The organism is Clostridioides sp. LIBA-7602 (assembly GCF_056688945.1).
This window is the reverse complement of sequence record NZ_CP196991.1, coordinates 2,973,446-2,996,062: the sequence shown is the minus strand read 5'-3', so window position 1 is coordinate 2,996,062 and position 22,617 is coordinate 2,973,446. Positions and strand designations below refer to the sequence as shown.

Here is a 22,617-nt window from a genome sequence, read left to right as displayed (position 1 = left end):
CTTATCTTTATAATTTTACTCTAGATAAAAAAATACTTTATTAATGAATCAATGAAGTTGCCAATATGGCACTTCCTATTAATCCTGCATCATCTCCTATTTCTGCTAACTTTATATTAACATTAACAGTTTCAAAAACCATTTTTTCAACTTGGTACACTATATCTTTTAAGTAAGTGCTATTATGTAGTATTATAGAACCTCCAAGTACTATAACCTCTGGGTCTACTATTACTATGATATTGGCTATTGCCTTTGACATATTTATTACCCAGTTATTTATAATTTCCATGCAATAAGGATTTTTTAATTGAGCTTGTTCAAAAACTTCCTTTGTAGAGATGTGTTTGTTTAATTTTTCAGTAGCAATTCTAGATATATTAACTCCACTACATTGACCTTCCAAAGCTCCTTTGTTTAATCCAGAATGAGAGTAAGTATCTTCATTAATAATCATATTACACAACTCTGCTGCTACATTATTAAACCCATTTACAATTTCTCCTTTATATATGTATCCACCACCAATACCAGTTGATAGAGTCATATAATACACACTTTCTGCATCTTTTCCAGAACCTACTTTAGCTTCACCATATCCTGCTACATTAGCATCATTGTTAACAGCTACAGGAATACCAAACTCGGTTTCTATAAATTTTTTTATCTCAAAATTTTCCCAACCTAGTAAATTAGGTGGATTTAAAATCTTTCCTTGTCTTAAATCTAGTGGACCTGGACACCCTACACCTATAGATTTTATGCTGTATTTGCCCCATCTTTCTTTTATATAATTACATAAGTTACCTATATTTTTGTATGGTCCTTCTGATACATTATTTTGTATCTTAATTTTATCTACCATTCCATAGTTTTCATTTAATATAGCAGCTCTTATGTTGGTTCCACCTATATCAATACCTATATAATAATTCATGATTTTTCCCCCTATATTTTGTGTACATTCATATTTTTCATAATATAAATTTTCGGATTTTATTGTATATATTATAGATTATATCAATAACTTTTAGTGTTTTATATAATCTATAAAAAGGCTTATAAAGAATGAAATCTTATATAAGCCATTTATATTATTTAATTACTATTGTTTGTACTTTACAATGTGCTAAAGAATTTATTTCTACAGTTTTTACATTTACTTCACACTTATTAGTGTTATCATAGCTTTCATCCAGCATTGCACTATAAGCACTAGTAATATTTCTATTAATATTAAAACTTCCCTTAGTATCTTTATTTTTCATACCATTGAAGATTCTAATTACAATTCCATCTCCCTTTTCTTCTTTCTTTATTGCACTTACAGTAAAATCTGAACCATCTACATTCATCAAACTGTATTCATTTTCATATATTTGTTCTTCATCTCTAAATGCAAATATAAGTCTACCATTTAAGAAGTCTGCATACTCATATATTTGTATAGGTGTTAAGAATCTCTTGGCGGTATTAGCTACATTTGCTTCATCAAACTGACTATTGTAAATGTAAAGCCCAAAGTCAAAGTTTAATTCTTTAAGTAATTGCGCATCTGGTGTTGGTATTATTTTTTCGCCAGAAGCTCTGCCTGGTCTATAAAGTAAGTTTTCTCTTCCCATATATCCAAATGACCTGAATAATGTTAATGCTATTGTATCTAGATTAACACCAACTATTTGATATTCTCTTACACTCTCAGTCAATAATGCTACCCCTCTTTGCCCATTTTCTAGAGTAACAAAACTTTGCATTGGTTCAATAGTTATGGGTTTTTCTTGCCATGATTGATTATCTCTTTCCCATAATGCAATATCTTCTTCTAATACTGTTGGTCTTTGTATTATTCCAAACTGTTGATCTGCTATAGAAAACTTAGACGCTATTTCAGTATTAAATAAAACTCTTACTCTATGAGATAATGCTCTGTCATTTTTTATATTAACATTAAACTTAATTATTTGTTCTTTAGGCTCTAATGTAATTTTCATTTTTATAGGCATTTTTACAGAAACTTTACCTTTAGCTCTTTCTTCTAGTGAAGCTGGTATCATTAATGAATATTTAAGTATCATTTCTTCCTGAACATCTGACTTTAGTACTTCTACTAAAGATACAGAATCTAAAGACGATATATAAATATCTTCTCTTGGTGGAGAGTAGTTATATGAATCTCCATCATCTCCATTATCTTCAATTACAGCTTGGTTTTTGTAAATTTTATTAGATTCTTTGTCTAGTATTTCTACTGAACCATTTTCATTGGCAGTTATTTTGTAGTATTTATTTTCTATTTCTTTGGAATTACTTATTTTTATTTCAAAGTGATTTTTAGTATCTAGTTCAAATACTAACTGAGTATATCCCATTGGTGGTATATCTTTTACTGAAAGAGCAATTTTTGCTCTATATACAGTTTCTGGTATGTATATTTTTTTGCTTGGATTTAATCTTATTGTTTGAGTTAGTACATAATCTGTAATATCTTCTTTTTCCTTTACTACATAATTAAGAATTTCTCCGTTTTTATTCTTTATTACAAAGTTTTCACCTGGAATATAAGCATCAAATTCAACAACTTCGTTTCTAACTTCTGGCAATCCGTTGAATATTGTTAATGTTATTTCTTCATTATTATTTTTGATTTGAGTGCTTATAAGCCTCATATGCAAATCTAATAAATTTATACTTAAATCTCTAGCTTGTTTGTATCTTGTGTATACATCTTCATTTGTTGTGTCACTATTGCAAGAACCAATACTATCATGAGCTGCATTTTCAAACATAAGCTTCCATATATCCTTTAGAACAAGGTGAGGGTATTCATTTCCAAGTGAATAACTTAATGTTAATAATGGCTCAAGTACATTTGTAATATAGTTTTCTAATTTGTTATTCATAATCTTAAGGTCTGACCTTGATGAGAATATTGATTTGTGTATTCTCATATGTTTAGCATTTACAAATTCTCCTTCAAGTTCTGAAAATTCATTTCTCTCATTTCTCACTGATGTAATATAGTTTTCTATACTACTTATTTCATAGTCATTTTCTACATCTATTTTATTAGCTTTTTTCAATATCTCAGGAAGATTTTTTCTTATTGGTGCTTGGTCAAATCCATTTGGGAAATACACATTGTTAGTAGATGCTTTATTCTTAAGTTTTCCAATTGTATCTTTTAAGTATTCTTTTAAATCAGAATCATCTTCTGGTATATTACCACCATAATAATAACCAAATGGTATCTGAACTGCTAATACTTTTGAACCATCTGAACCCTTCCACATAAATTCTGTTGTTTTTACCATATCATCAGAAACTCCACGCCAGAATAATGAACTATCTATTCCAAAACCTTTATATATCTGTGGCATTTGGGCTGATTGACCAAAAGAATCTGGTACATATCCAATTTTCATAGGTTTACCAAATTCATTACATCTCTCTATTCCATAATAAAGGTTTCTAACTATGGATTCTCCTGATATGACTAATTGGTCTGTTTGAGTGTACCAAGGTCCTATAATTAACTTTTTTCTTTGAACTAAGTTTCTTATTCTATCTTCATCTTGAGGTCTCCACTTTAAATAGTCATCCAAGAGAGAAGCTTGTGCATCCATCATAAAATATTTAAAGTCTTCTTGTTTTTCTAATGTATCTAAGATATCTTGAAAATCTTTCATTAGATATATTTTTGATCGTGATGTTGTAAAATACCACTCTCTATCCCAGTGACTATGTGGAACTACATGTACTTTTGTCTTTTTCATAAAACCCTCCCAAAATTTAATTGAGAATTGAGGTTAATCTCAATTCTCGATTACTTAAAATTAAGCTGTTGACTTACATTATATCCAATTCTATTTCATCAAATTCTGTATCTTCATCAGTTTCTTCTTCTTTAAAATCCACTAAAGTTGTTGATAATACTGCTATTACTAAAGCACCAAATATTGCACCAACTAAGTAAGCCCATCCAGAACCTACTGATATAAATCCATATAATCCACCAACTGGAGGCATTATAGCATGTGCACCTAATAAAGCTGCTAATCCTACACCTAAAGCACACCCTATCATATTAACAGGAACTAATTTTAAGGGATTTGTTAAAGTGAAGGGGATTGCACCTTCTGTTATTCCGATTATACCCATAACTATATTACCTTTTCCTGTTTCAGCTAATGTCTTAGAGAATCTTGATTTTCTTACAAATGTAGCTAAACCATATCCTAATGGAGGTATAACTATTGCACAGTTTACTAATATTGCTGGTAAATAGATACCTTCTAACATTAACGCATTTCCTGCCATCCAAGCTGCTTTGTTTACTGGTCCACCCAAATCAAATCCTATCATTGCTCCTAAAATTAAAGCTAATACTACCGAATTTGTTCCGTTTTGACACATTTCAGCTACCCAAGCATTTAATGAAGTATTTATATTTCCTAAAGGTCCTGCTAAGATAACACTCATTAAAAAGCCAGTTAATCCAACTGTGATAAGTGGCATTATGATAAGTGGCATCATTCCTGCTGCGGAACCAGATATTTTAATTTTTTCCTTTAAAAATTTACAAACATAACCAGCGAAGAAACCTGCTATTACTGCTCCTAAGAATCCTGCATTGGTATTACTTGCTATAAGCCCACCAATAAAACCTGCTCCTATAGCTGGTTTTTCACCTATTGAAAATGCTATAAATCCTGCTAATACAGTATTTAGTAGACCTATGCCAGTCCAACCAACTTGTTCCATTAAATAAAGCGTATGATAGAATCCTGATACATCAGCATAAGCATCTAAACTTGTTATTCCCATTGCTAAAGCTGTAAGCTTTGGTATAGCCACAACTAAAGATGAGCCTATTATAAGTGGTAATATATATGAAATTCCTGTCATTAAGTGACCTTTGAGTTCACTTAGAAGAGATTTATTTTTTTTACTCATTTTTAATTCCTCCTATATAAGTTTGTTATATTTTTTGATAATATGTTATAATTACATTAGACAATTTTTTATTTTTTTATTTTTCTCATTCTATATTAGGGTGAGATTTTTTTATTAAGAGATAGCTTCTATACACTTTGTTAAAACAGCTTCTGGTTTTTTTAAAGCAACACCTATTTTAACTTTTATTACTTTTTTACCATCAAACCTTTCCATTCCAGATATAGTTTGGTCAGATGCTATAAGTACGAAGTCTGCACTTTTGGCTTCTTCTTTTGTTATAGCATTTACTTGACCCATAGCCCCTTGTTGTTCTACTTTGATTTCATGACCCATTTTTGAGGCAGCTTGTTCTAAAGCCTTTGCTGCCATTGGTGTGTGTGCTAACCCTGCTATACATGATGTTATTGCTACTATTTTCATAATTATTCCTCCTTCATTTTATTAGTTATATATTTTACTAAATGATTTACATCACTAGAATTTTTAACTTCACTTGTAAAATCATCTTCCATTAGACATGTAGCTAATTTTGATAAAGTTTTCAAATGTATATTTCCTTCGTTTTCTTGTGGAGCTAGTAAGCTAAATACATATCTAACTTTACTATCATCTAAGGTTTTCCATTCTAATTCTTGATTTGTTTTAATATAGAGTATTGATGCTTCCTTTACATTTGCACTTTTTGTGTGGGGGATTGCAAATCCATCCCGTATTCCTGTTGGAAATTCATTTTCTCTCTTCAAAAGGTCTTCCAAAAGAGCATCTTTATTAGATGTAATACCTAAACTATAAGCACTCTTTGCAATAAAGTTTAATACTTCTTCTTTACTTTTTAAGTCTTTATCTATAAATATATTTTTTTCTTGTATTACCATATATTTTCCCACTCCATTTCTTAATGTCTTAACTTATATTTCTATTGTAAACGCTATCTTGATTAAATTAAACATAACTAATTTCCACTTCGACATGGAAATTTATATTATGATAATAACTAATTTCCACTTTAAACTGGAAATTAATTATTATCATACAATTTTATTAGACTAATTGTATAATAGGAATGTAAATAGTATAATTTTAGAAGAAATTCTATAAGGGGAGGGGAATACTTATGCATAAGAGATTACTCACTTTGTTTAAATTATTAAATGAAAGTGATGATAAAATCACTTGTAAAGCTTTAAGTAATCATTTAAAGGTGAGTGAAAGAACTATAAGAACTGATATTACTTCTATAAATGAAACTTTAGAGAAAAATGGTGCTATCATTAAAATAAAAAAAGGGGAAGGATATTATATAGATATTCTGAATTTAGGGTTATACCAACAATATTTAGCAGTAATATCTGATGATATTATGGATTCTAGCGAAATACCAGACTCTCCTATGGAAAGAAATCAATATATTTTAAAATATATTCTTTATAACAATACATATATAAAACTAGAAGATTTGGCTAATAGCTTGTATGTAAGTAAGGTCACAATATTAAATGATATAAAAAGAATAAAGCCTATTTTGTCAAAATATGATTTAATACTAGTTTCAAAACCATACTATGGAGTGAAAGTTGAAGGGAAAGAAATAGATATTCGAAGATGTATTTCTAATAATATAATAAATCGAGATTTTGAGAATTATATAATTGGAATTACAGATAGAGAAATAGAATTATTTAATAATGTAGATTTAATAGAGCTACAAAAAATAGTATTACGTGAAATCAATAAATTTAATATCAATTTCCTAGATTTTAACTTAAAAAACTTTATTATTCATTTAGCTATTACTATAAGTAGAATACTTGATGGTTACTGTTTAGATAATATATTAGACATTGTTTTAACAGACTTTGAATTAAATATAGCTGTTGAAAATATATTTGATTATATTGAGACTAAATATAATATAATTATTTTAAAGGCAGATAGGATTTATATATACAATCATTTTATATCTAAAAGTTATCCTGTAGATACCGTTTCCAAGGGGGTAGACACTAAGATTATAGAATATGTTGAAGAACTTTTAGATGTAATCAACAATCAATACACCTTTGATCTTAGAGATGATAATGTATTATTTAATGATTTAGTACTCCACTTTAAATCTATCTTAAATTCTAAATCATATAATTTAAATAAGGTTAATCCTCTTATAAATACAATAAAAAGCAATTATCCTTTAGCATTTGAAATAACTTTAAATGCTATAGAAAAAGTTTTTAAAAAGAGTATTTACTCTTTAACAGAAGATGAAGTAGGATATGTATCCCTTCACATAGGTGCTGGAATTGAGAGATTTTTTCAAAATAATATTAAATGTAAAAATGTAGTATTAGTATGTGGTTCAGGATATGGTTCAAGTAGATTATTAGAGGTTCAACTAAATAAAGTTTTCCATGAAAAAATAAATATACTTAAGTGTTTATCTTTTAATCAATTTTTGGCGAGTGAATTATCAAATGTAGATATAATAATATCAACTATTCCTTTAAGCCATAGTAGTATACCTGTTGTATTAGTAGATTTAAAACTACTAAAAAAAGATATTGAGAATATATCTAAATCAATAACTAATGATTCTCATACTTATAGTAATCTTTTGGAGAATTTTTTTGATAAAAATTTATTTATTGTTGCTCCTAAAGTTAAGGACAAGGATGAACTTATAAATTTAATGTGTAATCAATTAACTAAAAATGAAATTGTATTTCCATCATTTACAGAATCCGTATTTTATAGAGAAAGCTTGTCCTCTACGAATATAGATGACTTTTTAGCAATACCTCATCCTATGGAATTAAGTTCTATAAAAACCAAGATTTGTATTTCTATACTAGAAGAACCAATTTATTGGAACAAAGATTCTACTGTTAAGTTAGTTATAATGTTAGCTATAAATAAAGATGATTATATAAAAATGAACTCCATTTATGACATCTTTTTAAAGATAATTAATGATAGCGATATTAGAAATAATATATCTAACTGTAATAATTTTGAGAATTTTATTTCTATAATCAAATCTATAATATAGGCTTTTATAGTACATAAGCTTTATAAAAATTCAATAAAATATTTTTTATTAATTAAGTATAAATAAACGTAAGTAATGGATTTGCATATTGATGTACAGTTATTAAATAATAAGTCTCAAGTTTACTTAAACTTGAGACTTATTATTTTGTGTTATTTATTTTTTGTATATATTACTATAGCATCTCTCAAAAACTTTGCTAGCCCTGGTTGTTCTTTATCATAGTATGATGTAAAACGTTCATCACATACATACATCTGTGCTAAAGAGGCATGGGTTTCCTTAGAATATGTATTCCAAGTGTAACTCAGCCATTTATGATGTAATCTTGCAACTTCTTGAGAAAGTTCATTGGAAGCATCACCAGTTTTAAAAGCTTTTTTAAGTTTGCTAATTATTTCAATACTTAGATTTTGCCAATCTTCATAATCTTCTTTAGACATATTTTTAAGCTTTTTATTTGATGTATCTACAGCATCTTTACCATATTTTTCTCTAATTTCAGTTCCGTAATTTTTTTCATTTTCATCAATCAATTTTTCTTTAAAACCCTCAAATTTTTCTATATCTGTCATAGTACATTTTTCCTCCTTTAGAGCTATAGTTTTGGTTACATTCTCTATTAGCAAATCAATTTGTTTTCTTTTAGCTAGTAACTTAGTATGATGTTCTTTTAACGCACTTAGACTATCAAAAGTTGGTGAATTTACAATGCTTTTTATATTTTCTAAGCTAATCCCTAATTCTCTATAAAAAAGTATCTGTTGCAGTTTATTAACTTCATTTTGACCGTATATACGATAGCCTGAGGAATTTATTTTAAGCGGTTTAAGAAGCTCAATTTCATCATAGTATCTAAGTGTTCTAGTGCTTATACCAGCTATTTTACTTAATTTTTGAACTGTATATTCCATGAGTAGTACCTCCTATAAATTAAATATACACTTTTACGTAACGTCAATGTCAATATATTAAAATATAAAAATTTATATCTTTTAATAAAAATATAAAAAAATATCTTTACTGGATATTTTACACACAAGTGTCAATACTCACTAGTGAAAATTAAAAAATAAAATTTATAGATTTTCTCTATTAAAATATAGAGAGTCCGTAAAATAGGAGGAACTGTATGAATTTAAAAAGAAGCAACGAAAAACGAGAAGAGTATAGAAAAATGTATTCAGATAAAGAAAGTTTTTTAAGTTTGATTCAAAATTTTACAAGTGTCTCAATAGCAAAAGAATTAACTCTTAAAAATATAGAGTTAGAAACATCTTTTATATGTGAATATAAAGGAAAGGAAGTTGATATAATTTATAAGGTCTTTTCTAAAAAACATAAGGTATCACATTATATAGTATTGGAGTTTCAAACAGAAATGGATACTGATATTGCACCAAGATTAAAATCATATAGAGAGCAAATTTGGAAAAGCTTTATCATGAAAAAGAGCCTTGAGGAAATAGAAGATAAAAATTTTAAACTTCCTAAAGTCATACCAGTAGTTTTATATAGCGGACCTGAAAGATTAAGTAGAAAAAGAGGTATTTTAGATATGATAGAATCTATATCAGAAGAGAGTAATAATTCTAGTATAAAAAATTAAAATTACATATTATGTTTGTTGGTCTAAAATGGAAAACTATCGCATAAACTTGAATATGAAAATATTTATAGATACAAGTTCTATGTGGAGGTGTTCCATGAGAAATAACAAGTCTAAGGTATTGCTAGGAATACTATGTCTGGCAACAGGAATGGCTGTAATTTTGTCAATGTTGCTTCCTGGCTGGATTTGGTCAGCACTTACCGCATTAATACTTATTGGATGTGGAGCATTATTATTTTTTTGTTAAAATAATTTTAACTATAAAGTGTGGGGTGAGTATTGATGAAAGTAGTAACAATAAAGTTACCAAAATGGATTTCAAATATAATCTTAAAATTCATGAGAAAGAGTAAAAATGATTAAATTAAAAAGCCTACTTACGGAAGTAGGCTTTTAAACGTGGTTACTAAGCTCTTTCAATTTTACCAGAACGTAAACATCTAGTACAAACTTTTACTCTCTTAGGAGCTCCATCTATAATCGCTCTTACGCTTCTTAAGTTAGCTGACCATGTTCTTTTATTATGTTTATTTGAGTGTGATACTTGGTTTCCAGAAACCTTACCTTTACCACATACGCTACATACTTTTGCCATCTACGCACACCTCCTTAAAATGATAACTATTTAAAGACTAAAAACATATTTATATTATCATAAATAACAAAAATTTGCAATAGAAATATATATTTGCCTTACACATATTGAAGAATTTCTTATTATCATATAAAATTATATATATAATTCTATATAAAGTAAATATATTTGGAAAATAATTATTATTTTTCTTTCAATATATATACTATAGAAGAAATTTTATCCAAAAAATTTTCTAGGTTTAAATTATACCATATTTATAGTATGATATGATTATAATTTTATATAATAAATAAGTAAAAATAGTAAAAAATAAATTAAGAAATATTTTTAATAAAAATAAGCTTAAGGGGGTCAACCATGAGTGCAAAGGTAACGAATCAATATGGAAGTATAGAAATAGATAATCAAGTAATAGCTCAAGTCATATATAGAGCTGCAATGGAAAGTTATGGTTTAGTAGGTTTAGCATATAAATCTAAAGGAATAGTAGAGTTATTGAAAGGCGAAAATGCTACGAAAGGTGTTAGAGTTGAAGAAGTTGAAGAAGATGCCATAGCAATAGAACTTTATGTTATAATACAATATGGTACAAATATATCTACTGTTGCCAATAATATAATAGATAGAGTAAAATACGTAGTTGAAAAAATGACTGGTGTAAGAGTCACTAGAATTGATATTAATGTACAAGGAATAAGAGTTAAGTAATTTCATAGGAGGAAACAAATGATTCAGTATATAGATGGTAAAAGGTTAAGAGAGATGTTTATTTCAGGTGCAAACAATCTCCAAAACAATAAAGATTTGGTTGACAAGTTAAATGTATTCCCTGTACCAGATGGAGATACAGGAACTAATATGTCATTAACTATATCTTATGCCTTAAAAGAATTAGCAAAAGTAGAAACTGATAACATATCGGACATAGGAAAGGCATTATCTAAAGGTTCTTTAATGGGAGCTAGAGGAAACTCAGGAGTTATACTTTCACAAATAATAAGAGGTATAGCTAAATCTATAGAAGGAAAAAGTAAATTATCAACAGATGATTTAGCAAGAGCTTTCAAAAATGGCTCAGATACAGCATATAAAGCTGTCATAAAGCCAATTGAAGGTACTATACTTACTGTAGTTAGAGAAAGTGGAGAATTTGCAATAAAAGCTGCCAAAAAAGAAAAAGATATAGTAAAGTTTTTAAGTATGCTTGTAAAGGAATCTAATGCTTCATTAGAAAGAACTCCAGACCTTCTAAAAAATCTAAGAGATGCTGGTGTAGTTGACTCTGGTGGAAAAGGTCTTGTACTTATATACGAAGGAATGTTAGCTTCTATAAAGGGAAATAATATAGAAATAAAAAATGCTAGCTTGGATGTTAATACTTCAGCGAGTATGGACTTTGCAAAGAGTACTACTAGTACAGAGGATATAAAATACTGTTACTGTACAGAATTTATACTAGAAAGTTCTAAGGTAGAAGACACTAAAATAAGAGATATAATGATGGCTTATGGTGATAGCTTAGCAGTAGTTGGAGACGATGGAGTCATAAAGGTACATGTACACACTAATGACCCAGGAAATGTGATTCAGGAAGCTCTAAAGTATGGTCAATTATTAACTATAAAAATAGAAAACATGAAGTTACAACATGAAAACACATTATTAGATGTAGAAGAGAAGAAAGAAAAAGAAGATGAGCCTTTAGAAGAAGAAAAAGAGTTTGGATTTATAGCTACTTCTATGGGTGAAGGATTGGCAAATATATTTAAAGACTTTGGAGTTGACCATATAATAGAAGGTGGTCAAACGATGAATCCAAGCACAGAAGACTTTATGAATGCCATAAAGAATATAAATGCCAAAAATATATTTATTTTCCCAAATAACAGTAATATAATAATGGCTGCTAATCAAGCTAAAGAATTGAGTGAGAAAAACATAATAGTTATACCTACAAAAAACACACCTCAAGGATTTGCTGCATTAGTAACATTTAATGGAGAGTTAAGTGAAGATGAGAATAAGGAAGCTATGATGAATGCTTTAAATTCAGTTAAATCAGGTCAAGTAACTTTTGCTGTTAGGGATACAGTAATGAATGAAATTGATGTTAAAGAAGGTAATATAATTGGAATTGCAGAAGGAAATTTATTATCAGCAGGAGATTATGTAGATGAAGTAACATCAAACCTTATTGAAAAGTTGGTTGATGAAGATACTGCTATAATAACATTATTCTTTGGTGAAGATGTTACAGAATCTCAAGCAAATGAACTACGTACTTCTTTAGAAGAAAAGTTTGAAGATGTAGATGTAGAATTATATTATGGAGGACAACCTCTTTATTATTACTTAATTTCAGTTGAATAATGATTATAAGAACCTGTATGACCAAGTAGCTTTTATAAAGTTGGTTGTACAGGATTTTTGTGTAGTAGGTGATATATTTGTTGGATTTATATAAAGATGTTCAATATGTTAAAGGAATAGGACCGAAAAAGGCAGATAAGCTAAATAAGTTGGGAATATTTACCTTAAAAGACTTATTGTATTATTTTCCAAGGCAATTTGAAGATAGAAATAATCTAAAGAAAATAGCACAATTAGAGGATGATGAGAAAGTTACAATAAAAGCAGTAATATCGAGTATAAATACGTTTAGTCCCAAAGAAGGTATGACTTTAACAAAAATTGATGTAAAGGATGAGACTGGTTCAGCTAAATTAGTGTTTTTTAATAAGAGTTATATAAAAAATACATTTCGCCCAGGTGATTCGATATTAGTTTTTGGTAAGGTTAAGAAGAAATTTAATAGTTTAGAACTTACATCATGTGAGTTAGAATATCTTACTAATTCGCCTAAGAATACATGTAGATTTATGCCTGTGTACCAGCTTACATATGGTGTTACAAATAAAGAAATTATGAGTATAATTAGAACAGTACTTGAAGATAAAGAGTTAATTATACAAGAATATATGCCAAAGAGAATTATAGAAAAATATAGGCTATGCAATATAGATTTTGCGGTTAGAAATATACATTCACCAAGCAATAAAGAATCGTTAAAAATAGCTTTATATAGAATTGTATTTGAAGAATTACTCATACTACAGCTAGGCTTGTTTGTGTTTAAAAGTGGAAGAAATAAAGAAGATGGAATAAAATTTGAAATCAGTAAAGATTTAAAAAATATAACGAGTGCGTTACCATTTAAATTGACTAAAGCTCAAAATAGAGCATTGGATGAAATTATACAAGATATGAATTCTGATAAAATAATGAATAGACTAGTTCAAGGTGACGTAGGGAGTGGTAAGACAGTAGTAGCACTTTTAGCACTTGCAAATTGCGTTTTAAATGGATATCAAGGAGCTTTGATGGCACCAACAGAGATATTAGCAGGACAACACTATATTTCCCTTACGGAGTCCCTGAAAGATTTTGGCATAAATGTAGGTTTATTGATAGGTAGCCTTACAAAAAAACAAAAGGATACAGTTTTAGAACAAATCAAAAACAATGAAATTGATATATTGATAGGAACACATGCACTAATAGAAGACAAGGTTGAATTTAATAATATTGGTTTAGTTATAACGGATGAGCAACATAGGTTTGGGGTTATGCAAAGAAGTAAACTTTCCATGAAAGGTGCAAATCCCGATATATTAGTAATGACAGCAACACCAATACCAAGAACCTTAGCACTTATACTTTATGGAGATTTAGATATTTCTATTATAGATGAACTTCCTCCAGGAAGACAGCCAATAGAAACACTTGCCATTGAGAAGAGTAAGAGGGATAGAGCGTACAACAATCTTGTAAGAAGAGAGGTTGAATCAGGGAGACAGGTGTATATTGTATGTCCTCTGGTGGAAGAAAGTGAAGCTATAGAAGCTAAATCAGCTGTTGAACTTGTAGAGGAATTAAGAGCTGAATATTTCCAAGATTTAAGGCTTGGATTGCTTCATGGTAAAATGAAGTCGAGTGAAAAAGACGAAGTAATGGGTCGTTTTAAAAATAAAGAAATAGATATTTTAGTTTCAACAACAGTTATAGAAGTTGGTGTTAATGTGCCAAATGCGACATTAATGATAATAGAAAATGCAGAGAGATTTGGGCTTGCACAATTACATCAGCTCAGAGGTCGAGTTGGAAGAGGAAGTCATAAATCTTATTGTGTACTAATTTATGATTCTAAAACAGATGTATGCAGACAGCGAATGGCTATAATGGAAGAGACAAATGATGGTTTTAAGATTTCAGAGAAAGATTTAGAAATAAGAGGTCCTGGAGAATTTTTTGGGACAAGGCAACATGGGCTTCCAGAACTTAAGGTAGCAAACCTGTTTAAGCATATAAAAATATTAAAGTTAGCACAGCAAGAAGCTCGATATATATTAGGTGAAGATAATAATCTACAATTGAAAGAAAACATGCCACTTAAAAAAGAAATTATAGATAAATTCAAAGATATAGTGAAAGAAATTTCATTAAATTAATTTTAAATTATGTTAAAATATTATTAATGTAATAATGTGCTGAAGGGAGATTGTCATATTGAGAGTAATTTCAGGAAAAGCGAGAGGATTAAAACTAAATACTCCAAAAAATGAAGATGTAAGGCCAACTACAGATAGAGTAAAAGAATCTCTATTTAATATAATAAATTCATATGTAATGGAAAGTGAAGTTCTAGATTTATTTGCTGGGACTGGTTCTTTAGGAATAGAGTGTTTATCTAGAGGTGCCAAGGCATGTACTTTTGTAGATATCAGTAAGGAAAGTATAGATATTGTTAAGTCTAATATAAAAAAGGCAAGAGTTGAAAATGAAAGTATTATTTTAAACCTCGATTTTAAATCTGCTGTAGATAAACTTAAGTTACAAAATAGTAAATTTGACATAATTTTTATGGACCCTCCGTATTATAAAAATATGTTTATAGAAGCTATTGAAAAAATTGATAATTCTAATTTGTTGAATGAAGATGGAATAATAGTTGTAGAACATGATACTAATGATTTGTTTCCAGATAAAATATGTAAATTAGAAAAAACTAGAGATAAGAAATATGGAAATACTACATTAACTTTTTATAAGATGGAGGCATAATATGGAAAATAAACCTAGAAAAGCTATATTTGCAGGAAGCTTTGACCCAATTACTAATGGACATTTAGATATTATTTGCAGGGCTTCGAAGTTATTTGACGAATTACAAATAGGAGTATTAAATAATCCTAATAAAAAGGGTCTATTTAGCTTTGATGAGAGAGTAAAGCTTATAGAAAAAAGTACAAGCCATTTAAATAATATAAAAGTTGTAACTTTTAATGGTTTATTAATAAATTACTGTCAAGAAAATGGGATTGGAGCATTAGTTAGAGGTGTAAGAAGTGGTGCTGATGTTGATTATGAACTTCAAATGGCTCATATGAATAGAGAACTTAATCCAGATATAGAGACTATAATTTTACCAAGCTGCACAAAATACTCATTTATAAGCTCATCTTTAATAAAAGAGGTTTTGCTCTTTGATGCTGATATAAAAAATTTGGTTCCAAAGATTGTTTTGGAAGAATTAAAGAAAAAAACTACTGGGGGTAATTGATATATGAAGATAGATTTAGAAATGATTGAACTATTTGAACAGTTAGAGGAGATGTTTAGAAGTGCCTCTACAATTCCTTTCTCACATAAATGTACTGTAGATAAAGACGAAGTTTTGGCTATAATTAACGATATAAGAACTTTGATACCAGAGGAAGTAACACAAGCAGTATGGATTAATAAAGAAAGAAATAAAATAATAAGCCAAGCTAAGCAAGATGCTGCAAATATAGTTGAACAAGCAAAAAAAGAAGCTGAAAGAATACAACAAGAATATCATGAGAATATAGAAGAATTAAAGAAAAATTCTGAAGATGTGGTAAAAGCATACGTAGAATCAAGTGAACCTGTTGTTCAAGCAGACCAAAGAGCTAAGGAGATAGTTGATAGAGCTGAAAGAATAGCAAATGAGATAAGAATTGGGTCAATTGAGTATGCAGAAGATGTGCTTTCTAGTGTTGAGTACAATTTGAAGGAAATATTAGAAGAAGTAAAAAGAGATAAGAATGAACTTAGACCTAAAAAATAAATTTTAAGTTAATAGAATGGGGCTGTCGTACAAATGATTTTAAATGATTTGCGATAGCTCTTTTTTATTAGCATTTATTTTAGAACAGAGTTAAAATGTGCAAAAGTATAAAATAATATTAAATCATGTGCAATTATTTGGTATGGAATTATATATAGAAAATATAGATAATAAAATTAAGGAGGTAGTATGAAAGAGAGGGCTAAAAAAATATTAGGTTTTATTATTAAAAACAATAATGTAACATCACAAGAATTACAAGAAAAGTTTAATGTATCAAAGAGAACTATTTATTATGATATCTTAGCTATAAATGAACAACTAGGAAAAAATGGTAATATAAAAAATGTAAAACATAAATTTACATTTGAAGGGAACTTAGTTAATGCAAGAAAAATAATTTCAACCGAAGAAGATAAATTTTTAGATAGTGACTATAGAAAAATTTTTATATTAAACAAAATATTACTTGGTGAAAAAATATCAATAGAAAAACTAACAAATGAAATGTTACTTTCAAAAAACACAGTAGTGCAAACAATAACAGATGTAAAAAAATACCTTCAAACAATGGGATTGAAATTAGAGTACAATGGAAAATACAAAATTATAGGTGATGAATACGTTATTAGAGAACTATTTTTATTACTTACACAAGAAAATGTACTAGAAATTAATTGTATAAGTAAGGAAGTAACTAGATTTGATACAAAAGGATGTATAAACCTTACAGATTACTCTTTATTAAATCTAACTAAGTTTACAGAATTTGTAAATAAAAGAATAAGAGATGGGAAAACATTATACTCATATAAATATCTAAATGAAGCCAAAAAAATTGCTTATTTTAATAATTGTAAAGACCTTTTATGTGAAGAAGCAAATGAAAATGAACAGGCCTATATGTGTACTTATGTAAGTTCACTTCCTAGTTTAAATAGTGAAGTTAAGGAAGATATTGTTGAAGAATATGTAGATAAACTTATAGACAAGTTTGAAGTAAATACAGCAATAAAATTAGAAAGTAAGCATGAATTTAAAAAAAATATTTTAAGGCACCTACATTCTTCTTACAACAGAATAAGATTTAAGTTTCCTATTAGCAATCCTATGCTAGATGAGACTAAGTATAAACATGAGTCACTTTATAAAATTATAAAATCAATTATAGAGAATGAAGAAGAGTTTCCTGTATTTGAGGGGATAAGGGAAGAAGAAATAGGATTTATAGCAGCCTATTTTGGTGGATACTTAAGAGGTTCTAGAGATAATGGTCTAAGAAGAAATAAAGTCTTGCTAGTTTGTCCTAATGGTCTTATGGTATCAAAAAGCTTGGAAATACAGTTATACAAATATATACCAACTATAGAAATAGTGGGAATAGTGTCCATTAAGCAATTAAAAGAAGTAAAAGTATACTACGATTACATAATTACGACCATAGATATACAAGATGTAAGTAATGTAATAGTTGTAAATCCTCTTTTAACAGCATCAGATATTCAATTACTTATGAACAAACTAACAAGTGTAAAAGAAAATGATAAATATTTCAATCTTGAACTAATAATACAGGCTATAAGAAAAAATGGAGTTATTAATAATGAAGAAGCACTAAAGTCTGATTTATTAAACATAATACACAAGATAGATGAAGGAGAGATATATCAACCAATGTTAAAGGAATTAATTAATGAAGAAAGAGTCAACATAATAAGTAGCGTTAAAGATTGGAAGGAGGCAATAAAAATAGCATCAAAGCCTTTATTGGAAGATAACTCTATAGAAGAGTTATATATAGAAAATATGATAAAATCAGTTGAAAAATATGGACCTTATATTGTTTTAGCTGATAGATTTGCTCTACCACATGCAAGTTCTAAAGAAGGGGTAAACAAGCTTGCCATGTCTTTACTTATAGTGGAAGAGGAAGTTGACTTATTAGGAAAGCCAGTAAACATATTCATGGTATTAGCTGCTATAGATAATACTACTCACATTAGAGCATTGGCATCATTATCAGAGATGATGTATGAAGAAGAAAATATAAAGTTGATACTTAACAGTGATAAAAGTTCAATACTAGAACTTATAAATAGACAAAATTAGGAGGAATGAAAAATGAAAATATTAGCAGTATGTGGATTTGGTGTAGGCTCATCAATGGTATTAAAAATGACAATACAAAAGGTTCTAAAACAGTTAGATATAGAGGGGGAAGTAGAAAATACAGACATAAACTCAGCTAGAGGAACTGATTGTGACTGTATATTTACAAGTCAAGAACTATTAAACGAATTAAAAGGAACTTGCAATGTACCAGTATATCCTGTTAAGAAGTATATGGACTTATCAGAAGTTAAAGAAGTTGTTCAAGCTTTCTTAAATGATAAGAAATAGTGTAAATCTTCAAAAGTAAATTTAAAATAAGTAACAAAAAATAAAAGATTATTAAAAGTAAAAGTAGTAATAAGGGGAGGAGGAATTTAGTGTTAGAAAACTTAAATAGTTGACCTATCACTAAAAAAATATAATGCTTGATTTTATTTCAAATAATATTTTACGTAATCCATCTATGTTAATTGGATTGATAGCAGCATTTGGTCTTATATTACAGAAAAAGAAAGCATCGGATGTTATAAAAGGGTCATTACTTGCAGCTTTCGGAATCATAATTATGGAGACTGGAACAGGTATGTTAGTTAGCTCAATAGCACCAATTAATGGAGCTTTCCAAAGTATAAGTGGTGGTGCAGTAACAAAAGGTTTAAGTGATGTTACTTTTACTGCAAGTTATGGAGGTATTATAGGTTTAGCCATGTTTGTAGGTCTAGCTCTTCACTTAATGATAGCGAGGTTTACACCTATTAAGACTATCTTTTTAACAGGCCACATGCTTTACTGGTTCCCATTTATATTTGTAGCATCAGGAGTTGAAGCGGGATTAAGTGGTGGAGTATTAATCGCTTTTGCAGCAGTATTATCAGCTCTTTATTGGTCAATAATGCCATGGTTATTAAGAAAGTATGTATTTGATGTTATTGGAGACGAATCGTTTACACTAGGTCATCCATCAGGTTGTTTAGCACTTATATCTGGATTTATTGCAAAGTTAGTAGGAAATAAAGAAAAATCTACAGAAGATATAAACATACCTCAAAGTATATCATTCTTTAGAGAAATATCTATAAGTGGAGGAATGGCAGTATTTCTAATGTTTATAGTTGTTGGAGTAGTAATACCAGATGCGTTTAAAGATACTAATGAGTTTATTGGAACATATGCAATAAAACAAGGTCTTTCTTTTGGGGCAGGTCTTATAATAATGCTTCATGGTGTAAGAATGTTAATAAATCAAATAATGCCAGCATTCCAAGGTATATCAGAAAAAGTTGTACCAAATGCACTACCAGCTTTTGATTGTCCAATATTATTTAACTATAAGCCTAATGCTGTATTAATAGGATTCTTAGTTGCTATGTTAACATCTACAGCTATGATTTTAATATGTAACTATTTTAATGTATTTAATATGTTACTTATACCACTTGTTATAACTTCATTCTTTGAATGTGGAGCAGCAGCTGTAATAGGAGAATCTCAAGGTGGTATACGTGGAGCTATAATAGGTACAGCTGTAGCTGCAATATTTATGGTAGCTTTAGTAGGAATATCTGCTGTAATTTACTCAGGGACTATTCAAAACTGGATACTAATATTTGGAGGTAACGACCTTTCTCTATTTGGAATAATAAGTAGGTTTATAGGTTCATTACTTGGAGGAGTATTATAGATATGGAATTTAAATACATAAATGAGATAAAAAGATTAATCAATATAATTGAAAATGAAGAAAAAGCTAATATGGAAAAAGCAGTACAAATACTTGTTGAAGCAATAGAAAATAAAAAAGCAATATTTTCTTTTGGTGCTTCACATGCAGGAATACTAACAGAAGAATTGTTCTACAGAGCAGGTGGGTGTGTTCTTATAAATCCGGTATTTGCAAAATCCTTAATGCTAGATACATCACCTATAACTCATACTAGTAAGATGGAAAGATTAGAAGGATATGGCTCAGCCTTAGCTGGTAAGACTCCAATTAAAGAAGGAGATGTAGTTATAGTTCACTCGGTATCTGGTAGAAATCCAGTAAGTATAGAATTTGCTATAGAGGCTAAAGAAAAGAATGCAATAGTAATATGTATAACTAATTTAAGTTACTCAAAGAGCGTATCTTCAAGACATTCTTCAGGGAAAAATCTTTATGAAGTATGTGATTTAGTGATAGATAATCATGGTAAAAAGGGAGATGCCTGTGTAGAAATAGATGGTCTAAATCAAAGAGTTAGTCCAACTTCTACTGTAATTGCAACTACTATAATGAATTCTATTATAGCTCAAATTACACAAGAGTTAGTCAATAGAGGATTAAAGAATCCACCAATTTTTTATAGTGCAAATATAGATGGTGGAGATGAATTAAATAAGAAGATTTTTGAGGAGTATAAAAGTGTAATTCACTATGAGTATTAAGGTGAAGAATATGTTTTAATAAATTCTAAAGTATTATAACAATATAAATAAGTAGTATAAAATAAAGAGGATGTCTCAAAATAGAGATAAGCCTCTTTTTATTGTTGAAATAATAAAAAGATATTTGATTTCATGCAAAAAAGAGTGCTTCATGAACTAAAAAATTCATTTTGAGACACTTCCTTTATTGTTGAGTAATGGTATTAAATGAAGATAAAACCTTATTTACTGACTGATTAGATATGGTAAAATATTATTTTTGGAATTTTAGAAAACGTTGTCATAGAAAAAAACTATAATAAAAAAAAATGCATAGAAAAAACTGATTAGACAATAAATACATGCTTTGATAATATTTTAAATGGAATAAAAATATGTAGAATTATAATGAAAAAGAAAATAAGATGGAGGGAATAAGAGTGGGTATGTTAAAAAAATTATGTTCACTAGCTATGGTGGCAATTATGACTACAACACTTATAACAGGGTGTTCAAGCGGAAATGGAAAAGATTCAAAAAAGGATGGAGAAAAAGAAAAGCTAGTTCTTTGGATGCCACCAGTAGAAGACAATATGAAGGAAGTTTGGGACCCTATTTTAGATAAATTTGAGGAAAAGAATAACTGTGAAGTAGATTTGCAGATAATTCCTTGGGAGAATTATTCTGAAAAATTTGCAACAGCTATAAGTGCTGATGAAGGTCCAGATGTAGGATACATGTATGCAGAAATGTATCCACAGTTTATACAAAGTGGAGCAGTAGAAGATTTGACTAATTATGCAACTAAAGAAGATAAGGAACAATCTATTTATATAAAGACATCTGAAATGATGGGTGGAATGTATGGAATGCCATTCCAAGCAGCAAATCCAGGTGTACTGTATTATAACAAGGATATTTTAGAAAAAATAGGAGAAAAACCTCCTAAAACATGGGAAGATTTTAAAAGAATATGTAAAAAAGCAACACAAGATACTGATGGTGATGGAAAGATAGACCAATGGGGATTGGCTCAAGGATGGGGAGCTAAAACTTTTGGTAACCTAAATTGGAATTGGTATCCTTATTTATGGCAAGCTGGTGGAGATATATATAATGATGATTTAAAATCAGTTAAGTTTAATAATAAAAATGGTTTAGAAGCAGCGAATTTCTTAAAAGAATTACAAGCATATGTGCCTGAAGATTCTTTATCTAAAGATAGTAATGAAATAATAGAAAGTGTATTTGGACCAGGAAAAGCAGCATTTACAGTAATGCTATCTTCTGCTGCTACAAGTGTATTTGATAAATCATTCCCAGATTTAAATTGGGGATTTGTAACTGGGTTAGAGGATAAGAAAGCTGCGACTTTTGGAGCAGTAGACCATCTATCTTTAATGTCATCAGCAAAAAATAAAGAACTTGCATATAAACTAATACAGCACATGTTAAGTGTTGAATCAATGACAGAATTCCATAAAGCAATACCAAGAGCACCAATAACAAAAGGTGAACCATATCAAGGTGATGAAAGATTCAAAGAAATGGTTGAAAATGACAAGGATATATATAGACCATTGGTTGTAGGACCTCATGGAGTTGAAATATATGAATATTTATGGAAAGAACTTCAAACAATGATTTCAGGAGATAAAACGCCAAAACAAGCATTAGATGATGCTGCAAAATATTCAAATGATTTATTAGCACAATAAAAGTTTACGGCTGTAAGACGTTTCATA

21 protein-coding genes are annotated in these 22,617 nt (G+C 28.9%); 14 read left to right on the top strand and 7 right to left on the bottom strand.

The window, feature by feature from the left end; translation table 11 throughout:
* Positions 1-40 precede the first annotated feature (40 nt).
* The 5 genes from ACTG45_RS14310 to ACTG45_RS14290 all read right to left on the bottom strand — a co-directional run bounded on the left by ACTG45_RS14310 (position 41) and on the right by ACTG45_RS14290 (position 5,831).
* Entirely contained in the window at positions 41-937 is an 897-nt protein-coding gene (locus ACTG45_RS14310) for an ROK family protein (protein ID WP_479919231.1), read from the bottom strand.
* Positions 938-1,094: 157 nt separating this feature from the next.
* Positions 1,095-3,773, bottom strand: a complete 2,679-nt coding sequence (mngB, locus tag ACTG45_RS14305) for a mannosylglycerate hydrolase (RefSeq protein ID WP_479919230.1) — start codon at positions 3,771-3,773, stop codon at positions 1,095-1,097.
* 73 nt (positions 3,774-3,846) lie between these two features.
* The gene (locus tag ACTG45_RS14300) at positions 3,847-4,953 is read right to left on the bottom strand and encodes a PTS fructose transporter subunit IIC (RefSeq protein WP_021385439.1); all 1,107 of its coding nucleotides are present in this window, start codon (positions 4,951-4,953) and stop codon (positions 3,847-3,849) included.
* A 114-nt stretch (positions 4,954-5,067) separates the two neighbouring features.
* On the bottom strand, positions 5,068-5,376 hold the full coding sequence (locus tag ACTG45_RS14295) for a PTS fructose transporter subunit IIB (RefSeq protein ID WP_021385450.1): 309 nt from the start codon (positions 5,374-5,376) through the stop codon (positions 5,068-5,070).
* 2 nt (positions 5,377-5,378) lie between these two features.
* Entirely contained in the window at positions 5,379-5,831 is a 453-nt protein-coding gene (locus ACTG45_RS14290) for a PTS sugar transporter subunit IIA (protein ID WP_021385366.1), read from the bottom strand.
* 239 nt (positions 5,832-6,070) lie between these two features.
* Here ACTG45_RS14290 and ACTG45_RS14285 point away from each other — a divergent pair, with 239 nt between their 5' ends.
* Positions 6,071-7,999: a BglG family transcription antiterminator gene (locus tag ACTG45_RS14285; protein ID WP_479919229.1), complete on the top strand. Its 1,929-nt coding sequence runs from the start codon at positions 6,071-6,073 to the stop codon at positions 7,997-7,999.
* Positions 8,000-8,151: 152 nt separating this feature from the next.
* Here the strand turns inward: ACTG45_RS14285 and ACTG45_RS14280 are convergent, their stop codons facing one another.
* Positions 8,152-8,913: a MerR family transcriptional regulator gene (locus ACTG45_RS14280; protein WP_479919228.1), complete on the bottom strand. Its 762-nt coding sequence runs from the start codon at positions 8,911-8,913 to the stop codon at positions 8,152-8,154.
* Positions 8,914-9,131: 218 nt separating this feature from the next.
* On the opposite strand from ACTG45_RS14280, the gene ACTG45_RS14275 reads away from it, so the two are divergent.
* Both ACTG45_RS14275 and ACTG45_RS14270 read left to right on the top strand, forming a co-directional pair.
* On the top strand, positions 9,132-9,608 hold the full coding sequence (locus ACTG45_RS14275) for an Rpn family recombination-promoting nuclease/putative transposase (protein ID WP_479919227.1): 477 nt from the start codon (positions 9,132-9,134) through the stop codon (positions 9,606-9,608).
* A 97-nt stretch (positions 9,609-9,705) separates the two neighbouring features.
* A complete protein-coding gene (locus tag ACTG45_RS14270) occupies positions 9,706-9,858 on the top strand; it encodes a hypothetical protein (RefSeq protein ID WP_009893656.1) in 153 nt (50 codons plus the stop codon).
* Positions 9,859-10,017: 159 nt separating this feature from the next.
* On the opposite strand, the gene rpmB is transcribed toward ACTG45_RS14270, so the two are convergent.
* Positions 10,018-10,206, bottom strand: coding sequence for a 50S ribosomal protein L28 (gene rpmB, locus ACTG45_RS14265; protein WP_003416297.1), 189 nt, complete (start codon positions 10,204-10,206; stop codon positions 10,018-10,020).
* 360 nt (positions 10,207-10,566) lie between these two features.
* Here rpmB and ACTG45_RS14260 point away from each other — a divergent pair, with 360 nt between their 5' ends.
* The 11 genes from ACTG45_RS14260 to ACTG45_RS14210 all read left to right on the top strand — a co-directional run bounded on the left by ACTG45_RS14260 (position 10,567) and on the right by ACTG45_RS14210 (position 22,590).
* Positions 10,567-10,917, top strand: a complete 351-nt coding sequence (locus ACTG45_RS14260; protein WP_021385398.1) for an Asp23/Gls24 family envelope stress response protein — start codon at positions 10,567-10,569, stop codon at positions 10,915-10,917.
* A gap of 18 nt (positions 10,918-10,935) precedes the next feature.
* Complete coding sequence (locus tag ACTG45_RS14255; RefSeq protein ID WP_021385474.1) at positions 10,936-12,579, top strand: DAK2 domain-containing protein; 1,644 nt, start codon at positions 10,936-10,938, stop codon at positions 12,577-12,579.
* Between the two features lie 80 nt (positions 12,580-12,659).
* On the top strand, positions 12,660-14,717 hold the full coding sequence (gene recG / locus ACTG45_RS14250) for an ATP-dependent DNA helicase RecG (protein ID WP_021385455.1): 2,058 nt from the start codon (positions 12,660-12,662) through the stop codon (positions 14,715-14,717).
* A 58-nt stretch (positions 14,718-14,775) separates the two neighbouring features.
* The gene (gene rsmD, locus ACTG45_RS14245) at positions 14,776-15,330 is read left to right on the top strand and encodes a 16S rRNA (guanine(966)-N(2))-methyltransferase RsmD (protein WP_021385565.1); all 555 of its coding nucleotides are present in this window, start codon (positions 14,776-14,778) and stop codon (positions 15,328-15,330) included.
* 1 nt (position 15,331) lies between these two features.
* Positions 15,332-15,829, top strand: a complete 498-nt coding sequence (coaD, locus tag ACTG45_RS14240; protein ID WP_021385493.1) for a pantetheine-phosphate adenylyltransferase — start codon at positions 15,332-15,334, stop codon at positions 15,827-15,829.
* 3 nt (positions 15,830-15,832) lie between these two features.
* Complete coding sequence (locus tag ACTG45_RS14235; protein ID WP_021385431.1) at positions 15,833-16,357, top strand: hypothetical protein; 525 nt, start codon at positions 15,833-15,835, stop codon at positions 16,355-16,357.
* A gap of 189 nt (positions 16,358-16,546) precedes the next feature.
* Positions 16,547-18,466 carry a BglG family transcription antiterminator gene (locus tag ACTG45_RS14230; protein WP_479919226.1) on the top strand — a complete coding sequence of 640 codons (1,920 nt, stop codon included), beginning with the start codon at positions 16,547-16,549 and terminating at the stop codon, positions 18,464-18,466.
* Positions 18,467-18,478: 12 nt separating this feature from the next.
* Entirely contained in the window at positions 18,479-18,757 is a 279-nt protein-coding gene (locus ACTG45_RS14225; RefSeq protein ID WP_021385399.1) for a PTS sugar transporter subunit IIB, read from the top strand.
* Between the two features lie 133 nt (positions 18,758-18,890).
* A complete protein-coding gene (locus tag ACTG45_RS14220) occupies positions 18,891-20,150 on the top strand; it encodes a PTS ascorbate transporter subunit IIC (protein ID WP_479919225.1) in 1,260 nt (419 codons plus the stop codon).
* A 2-nt stretch (positions 20,151-20,152) separates the two neighbouring features.
* On the top strand, positions 20,153-20,893 hold the full coding sequence (locus ACTG45_RS14215) for an SIS domain-containing protein (RefSeq protein ID WP_479919224.1): 741 nt from the start codon (positions 20,153-20,155) through the stop codon (positions 20,891-20,893).
* A 404-nt stretch (positions 20,894-21,297) separates the two neighbouring features.
* The gene (locus ACTG45_RS14210; RefSeq protein WP_479917240.1) at positions 21,298-22,590 is read left to right on the top strand and encodes an ABC transporter substrate-binding protein; all 1,293 of its coding nucleotides are present in this window, start codon (positions 21,298-21,300) and stop codon (positions 22,588-22,590) included.
* The last annotated feature ends 27 nt before the right edge of the window (positions 22,591-22,617 follow it).

Excerpts from the sequence above, each read along its gene's own strand:
- ACTG45_RS14230 (WP_479919226.1), top strand. The coding sequence starts at position 16,547 with ATGAAAGAGAGGGCTAAAAAAATATTAGGTTTTATTATTAAAAACAAT.
- ACTG45_RS14235 (WP_021385431.1), top strand. The coding sequence starts at position 15,833 with ATGAAGATAGATTTAGAAATGATTGAACTATTTGAACAGTTAGAGGAG.
- rpmB (WP_003416297.1), bottom strand. The coding sequence starts at position 10,206 with ATGGCAAAAGTATGTAGCGTATGTGGTAAAGGTAAGGTTTCTGGAAAC.
- ACTG45_RS14285 (WP_479919229.1), top strand. The coding sequence starts at position 6,071 with ATGCATAAGAGATTACTCACTTTGTTTAAATTATTAAATGAAAGTGAT.
- mngB (WP_479919230.1), bottom strand. The coding sequence starts at position 3,773 with ATGAAAAAGACAAAAGTACATGTAGTTCCACATAGTCACTGGGATAGA.
- ACTG45_RS14225 (WP_021385399.1), top strand. The coding sequence starts at position 18,479 with ATGAAAATATTAGCAGTATGTGGATTTGGTGTAGGCTCATCAATGGTA.
- ACTG45_RS14310 (WP_479919231.1), bottom strand. The coding sequence starts at position 937 with ATGAATTATTATATAGGTATTGATATAGGTGGAACCAACATAAGAGCT.
- ACTG45_RS14295 (WP_021385450.1), bottom strand. The coding sequence starts at position 5,376 with ATGAAAATAGTAGCAATAACATCATGTATAGCAGGGTTAGCACACACA.
- ACTG45_RS14215 (WP_479919224.1), top strand. The coding sequence starts at position 20,153 with ATGGAATTTAAATACATAAATGAGATAAAAAGATTAATCAATATAATT.
- ACTG45_RS14280 (WP_479919228.1), bottom strand. The coding sequence starts at position 8,913 with ATGGAATATACAGTTCAAAAATTAAGTAAAATAGCTGGTATAAGCACT.
- coaD (WP_021385493.1), top strand. The coding sequence starts at position 15,332 with ATGGAAAATAAACCTAGAAAAGCTATATTTGCAGGAAGCTTTGACCCA.
- ACTG45_RS14255 (WP_021385474.1), top strand. The coding sequence starts at position 10,936 with ATGATTCAGTATATAGATGGTAAAAGGTTAAGAGAGATGTTTATTTCA.
- ACTG45_RS14210 (WP_479917240.1), top strand. The coding sequence starts at position 21,298 with ATGGAGGGAATAAGAGTGGGTATGTTAAAAAAATTATGTTCACTAGCT.
- ACTG45_RS14270 (WP_009893656.1), top strand. The coding sequence starts at position 9,706 with ATGAGAAATAACAAGTCTAAGGTATTGCTAGGAATACTATGTCTGGCA.
- ACTG45_RS14290 (WP_021385366.1), bottom strand. The coding sequence starts at position 5,831 with ATGGTAATACAAGAAAAAAATATATTTATAGATAAAGACTTAAAAAGT.
- ACTG45_RS14260 (WP_021385398.1), top strand. The coding sequence starts at position 10,567 with ATGAGTGCAAAGGTAACGAATCAATATGGAAGTATAGAAATAGATAAT.
- ACTG45_RS14275 (WP_479919227.1), top strand. The coding sequence starts at position 9,132 with ATGAATTTAAAAAGAAGCAACGAAAAACGAGAAGAGTATAGAAAAATG.
- ACTG45_RS14220 (WP_479919225.1), top strand. The coding sequence starts at position 18,891 with ATGCTTGATTTTATTTCAAATAATATTTTACGTAATCCATCTATGTTA.
- ACTG45_RS14300 (WP_021385439.1), bottom strand. The coding sequence starts at position 4,953 with ATGAGTAAAAAAAATAAATCTCTTCTAAGTGAACTCAAAGGTCACTTA.